Origin of the sequence: Dokdonella sp. (assembly GCF_049593775.1) — a bacterium.
Taxonomy (GTDB): Bacteria; Pseudomonadota; Gammaproteobacteria; order Xanthomonadales; family Rhodanobacteraceae; genus Dokdonella.
This window is the reverse complement of the sequence record NZ_JBAWHJ010000164.1, coordinates 1-5,283: the sequence shown is the minus strand read 5'-3', so window position 1 is coordinate 5,283 and position 5,283 is coordinate 1. Positions and strand designations below refer to the sequence as shown.

Here is a 5,283-nt window from a genome sequence, read left to right as displayed (position 1 = left end):
GCGCTGATGTTCGGCGAAGATATCGCCCAGAAAGGCGGCGTCTACACGGTAACCAAGGGTCTGCACAAGTCGTTCAAGAACAAGAGCGTCTTCAAAACCCTGCTAGACGAGACCATCATCCTGGGCCTGGCTCAGGGCTATGCCAACATGGGCATGCTGCCAATACCCGAGATCCAGTACCTGGCCTATTTCCACAACGCCTGCGACCAGATTCGCGGCGAAGCGGCCTCACTGCAGTTCTTCTCCAACGACCAGTTCCGCAATCCCATGGTCGTGCGCATGGCCGGGCTCGGTTATCAGAAAGGCTTCGGCGGGCATTTCCACAACGACAACTCGCTGACCGCCCTGCGTGATATTCCCGGGCTTGTCGTCGGCTGCCCGAGTCGTGGTGATGATGCCGTGACGATGCTGCGCACGCTGGCTGCGCTGGCCAAGGTGGACGGTCGTGTCAGCGTGTTTCTTGAGCCGATTGCGCTCTACATGACCAAGGACCTGCATGAGGCCGGTGATGGCCAGTGGCTGTTTCCCTATCCGGCACCGGGTCAGTCCATGGCCCTGGGTGAAGGCAGGGTCTATGCCGCCGAGGCCAGTGATCTGGTCATATTCAGCTATGGAAACGGTCTGCCAATGAGCCTTCGCGCAGCCCGGGAGATTGAATCGAGGCGTGGCTGGAAGGTGCGCGTGGTCGATCTGCGTTGGCTGGTGCCGCTGAACGAGGCCTTCATCGCAGATCAGGCGCGTGATGCCCGGCGCATCCTGGTTGTTGATGAAGGGCGTCATTCGGCTGGAGTGGGAGAGGGCGTGATCACGGCCATTGTCGAAGCGGGTCTTGGCGCCACGCCGCTTCAACGCGTAGTCGGGGCGGATACCTATACGCCGCTGGCCGGAGCTGCGCTGGCCGTGCTTCCGGCCGAGGCTGATATTGTTGCGGCAGCGGATAATCTGGAGCCGATTCACTGAATGACCTATCATCTGACGCAATGAGCGCAAGTTCCTCGCTGACAATCCTGTTTGCCGACGTCTCGGGCAGCACCAAGCTGTTCGAGTTGCGCGGCAATGTGGCCGCGCGTGACATCATCGCGGCCGTGCTCGATGCCCTGACCGAAGTGGCAAACCGTCATGGTGGAAAGCTGATCAAGACGATCGGCGACGAAATCATGTGTACGTTTCCCAGTGCGGTGCAGGGGCTGCTTGCTTCGACCGACATGCAGCGTCGGATGAAATCCGATATTGCCTTTGTTCAGGACAACATCGGCATTCGCATCGGCCTCCATCATGGCGAGGCTCTGGTCGAGGAGACCGACGTATTCGGCGATGCAGTCAATGTCGCCGCACGAATGGCAGCTCTGGCCAAACGTGACCAGATCGTGGCCACGGCAACTACAGCCATGAACATCACCAATGCGGCCGGCGTTCGCGTGCGTTCGATCGGTACGGCGCGGGTGGCCGGAAAGCTCCTGCCTATCGAGATCGTCGATGTCATGTGGCAGGAAGATGTATCCCATGTGACAACCGTTCAGCGCGTGGTCCAGTTCGCCAAGGCCAAGCGTGTCGTACTGACCCTGCGCTTCCTTGGCCGTGAATTCCAGATCGACGAACTGGCTGATCCGTTCACGCTGGGGCGCGAGGAAAGCCACAGCCTGACCATTGAGTCGGACTGGGTTTCCCGCGATCACGCCATGATCGAATGGAAACGCGGCCACTTCATTCTCTCCGACCGATCCACCAACGGCACCTGGGTCAAGATCGGCAACGAAGAACTCCTGGTTCACCGGGATGCCTTCCACCTGCGCCGCAGCGGGACTATCAGCCTCGGCCAGGCCCACGCCGCCGCAGATGGCAATTTGCTGCTCTTCGAGTGTGGCGAGGCCTGAAGGCCGGGATTCGGCATTCGAGATGACCAGCCGGTCGGCTGTCAAAGGCCCGGATTGGCAAAGGCGGAAGCACTGGCTTGCGGATCTGATCTGGTGGCAATGATGCGGACATCTCGCGTCGAATCGCACTTGCGAATCCCGAATCCCGAATCCCTGCTCTCAGTCGAACCCACTCGCGAACAGGGCATCAAAACTTGTAGGGGGCAGGTCGGTGCCCTGGAAGATTCCCATCGGCGTGTAGCCCGAGTAGCCCGGAAAGACGTGGTAGATATTCGGGTTGGCCATGCGCCGGATCAGGGCTTCCGAGATGATGCGTCGGTAATCCGTGGTAACGGCGACATCGGTGCCCTGATAGAGATTGGCATTGGCGAGGCCGGGGAAGGTGCCATAGACCTGGCCTCCGTTGACTGAGCCGCCCAGTGCCATCATCACGTTGCCATAGCCGTGATCGGTTCCCCCGTCGCCGTTTTCCTGAACGCGTCGCCCGAATTCGCTGACAACGATCACGCTGGTTTTTTGCATCAGGTTGCCGGAAGCACTGCTTGCCAGGTCCGTGTAGAACGCGCTCAGGCCTTTCGACAGGCTTTCGACCTGGTTGCCGAAGTAGTCATACGTATTGGCTGGATTACCCTGGCCGACGTGGGTATCCCAGCCGCCAAGGTCGACTGTCGCCACGCGCATGCCAAGGTTGGTCTTGATCAATTGGGCGACGTTGCGCAACTGGTTGCCAAAGTCCTGGTTGCTGCTCAGGCTGTAGTCGGCACCTCCGGTGGGCTGGTAGCCGCCTGGATTGCTGGTCGCGTTGTATAGCCCGAAGTTGATCGGGCGCAGCAGGTCCAGTGATGCCAGGGTTTCGACGCCCGCGGCCTCAAGCTGTGTTGCATTGGTATTCCAGAGTGCATGCATGCGTGAGACGGCACCAACGATGCCGGCACCGGCGTCGTCCTCCTCCCATGACCAGTGGAATCCATCGATTCGGAAGTCCGATGCGCTGTTCATCGTGATGGCATCAGATGATCCAAGCAGGCTGCTCGCGGTGATGTTGCCAAGCGATGTCGCTGGAAGCGGTACCACGGCGGGTAGGCCACCACTTGCCAGATGTCGGGTCAGCCAGCCGATGTTGTTGCCAGTGCCGCCACCGAATCCGAATTCAAGGTTGGCCTGGGCATCAAAGTGGCTGCGTATGACAGGGATGGGCTGGCCTTGCCCTGCGCCCACAATGAACGCCAGGCGATTCTGGTTGAACAGGTTGCGCAGGCCGGTCGCACGAGGATGCAATGCCCAACTGGTGCCATTGAGACTCAGGGCTGCGCCGGTACCGGATGTGGGAATGCGCGTGCTGCTGCGAGCCGCCATGTAATCTGCGCGATACGGACTGCTGGCGCCCGGCGGCAGCAGGCTGAGACCGTCCATCGCGCCGCGCAGGAAGACCACCACAAGGGTGTCATCCGTGGCCACTGCCGGAGCGAGGTCTGGTGTGGCGAAGTAAGCCAGGGCGCGACTGCTGCTACCACCGGCAACAGCGGCGACACCACAGCCCTTGAGAAAATCGCGTCGATCAAGCTTTGTCATGTCGGTGCTCCTCAGCGACGCAGGAATTCAGGGCAACACAGGATCAAGCCAATCACCGTGCGCAAGCGCGATTGAGTGTAGTGCTGCGAGAGATTGTTCTGGTTCCAGCTGTTCGTTGCGAGATCGATCAGTTCGTTGGCTCCGACGTTCTGGCGCAGGAAGTCGACAGCCACGGTGTATATCGGTTCGGGGCGATATCCGAGGATGCGATCACACCAGTAGCCCACGAGGGTAGCGGAAGTGCGCTGATTGACCGGGAACGAACCGGTGGTCTGGCCCTGGACATCGATCAGAAACGGATAGTCATCGTTGTAGCTTTCGATCTGGTGCATTTCGAGCAAGCGCGGCAGCATCTTCAGGGTCATGCCCAGTGTTCCGGTACTCGACCAGGCAATCGGATCGTCGGGGTATCCGTTCGGGGCCGGCCAATAGAACAGCTTGTGTCCTGCGGCCTGCAGGCGCCCCATGAATTCCTCAGTGGGCGTGTAGACCGACGTGTTGTCGGGCGTCGGAGTGAAATTGGCACCCGTGGAGCGCAGCGCACTGACCGCACTGAGGGCAGGGCGCTTCATGGCCGTACCCCAGCTGCTCTTGAACTCGGCCGATTGCAGGATTACCTGCAGCACCTGGGAGATCTGATTGTTGGCCTGCCAGGCTTGCGAGAAGACGGCCGTCGCGCTGTCGATCAGTCCTGTTGACGGATTGCTGCCAACGAAGCGCTTGCAGATCTTGGTCACGACATGTCGTGCCGTGCGCGGATGACGGGCCAGCATGTCGAAAAGGGTGACGCCATCTGCCTGCCCCTGCGAAGCAGGGAAGTAGCGCGCGAGAATTCGCTTCACGCCCTGATCATGCGCGCTCGAATCGTAGGCGAACTGGCCCAGCGGCACGCCGTTGATCGGATCGTAGGGCCAATTGGAGCCGGAGATCGTCCAACCCGTCAAAGCACGGGCTGTTTCATAAACGTCGTCATCGACGTACTTGAGTCGCTCTTCCTCACCATCGGGGGCGGTGTAGTGACCGAGCAACTCCATGTTGTTGAAGCTGTCCGGGTTCTGCACGATGCCACCATAGTTCTCCGCGCCCATCGTATGCAGCTCGAAAAGCTCGCGTGCGTAGTTTTCATTCGGATGCGAGGCATCACTCGAATACAGGTCGAGCATGTACATCATCGAGGCCGATTCGCCCACGGCCTGCAACATCGTGCGGAAATTGCCGAATACATGCGGTCGGATGGCGACGCGGTCGAACTCCGGGAACATCGGCCCGCCGTCATAGTCCCAGCCGAATACGCTGAAGTGGTCATGCCAGAAATCGACCATCACCTCGTTCAGCTGACGGGCGCTGTAAGTCTGCCGAAGGATGCTCATGCATTCCGCTTCGCGGATCGGCAGCATGCGCAGGTAGTAGTCGTTGGTGACCGAGTGGTGATCATTCCAGAGCTGGTTGCCAGTCTTGTTGAGCGTAGTGAAGCCGGCATTGGCGATGCGCGCGTCACAGGCCGCGTCCGAAATCGAACCCGGATTCAGTTGGCGATTGACCCATGCGGTCCAGCGGGCTTCGTCATTCGCACCCAGAGCTATGTAATCAATGTGTTCCTGGATCGTGAAGCCGAACGTACAGCGGGTCAGCCAGCGCACGGACTGTGGCGGGAAACTCAACGCTGTCGGGCTCTGCGGCAAGTCTTTCGGGAGGATGCCGTTACGGCCGGGCCGGCGCATGGCCAGGCTGGTATCGACATCTGCAATGCCAGCGCTATTGAAGATGGCGTTGAACAAACGCCTGCGGGAGGCAACAAAAGCGGCACTGGCAGGTGCTGCGGCCATGGGACTCACTC

Annotated in this window: 4 protein-coding genes; 2 read left to right on the top strand and 2 right to left on the bottom strand. The window is 60.1% G+C overall.

The features are described from left to right. Together WBP53_RS05730 and WBP53_RS05725 are read left to right on the top strand one after the other, a co-directional pair. On the top strand, positions 1-960 hold a 960-nt coding region (locus tag WBP53_RS05730; RefSeq protein ID WP_423926829.1), incomplete at its 5' end, for an alpha-ketoacid dehydrogenase subunit beta. A gap of 20 nt (positions 961-980) precedes the next feature. After that, on the top strand, positions 981-1,874 hold the full coding sequence (locus WBP53_RS05725; protein ID WP_423926827.1) for an adenylate/guanylate cyclase domain-containing protein: 894 nt from the start codon (positions 981-983) through the stop codon (positions 1,872-1,874). A gap of 159 nt (positions 1,875-2,033) precedes the next feature. On the opposite strand, the gene WBP53_RS05720 is transcribed toward WBP53_RS05725, so the two are convergent. Together WBP53_RS05720 and WBP53_RS05715 are read right to left on the bottom strand one after the other, a co-directional pair. Continuing rightward, positions 2,034-3,446, bottom strand: coding sequence for a DUF1501 domain-containing protein (locus WBP53_RS05720; protein WP_423926825.1), 1,413 nt, complete (start codon positions 3,444-3,446; stop codon positions 2,034-2,036). A gap of 11 nt (positions 3,447-3,457) precedes the next feature. Continuing rightward, a partial coding sequence (locus WBP53_RS05715; protein WP_423926823.1) for a DUF1800 domain-containing protein occupies positions 3,458-5,283 on the bottom strand: 1,826 nt, incomplete at its 5' end.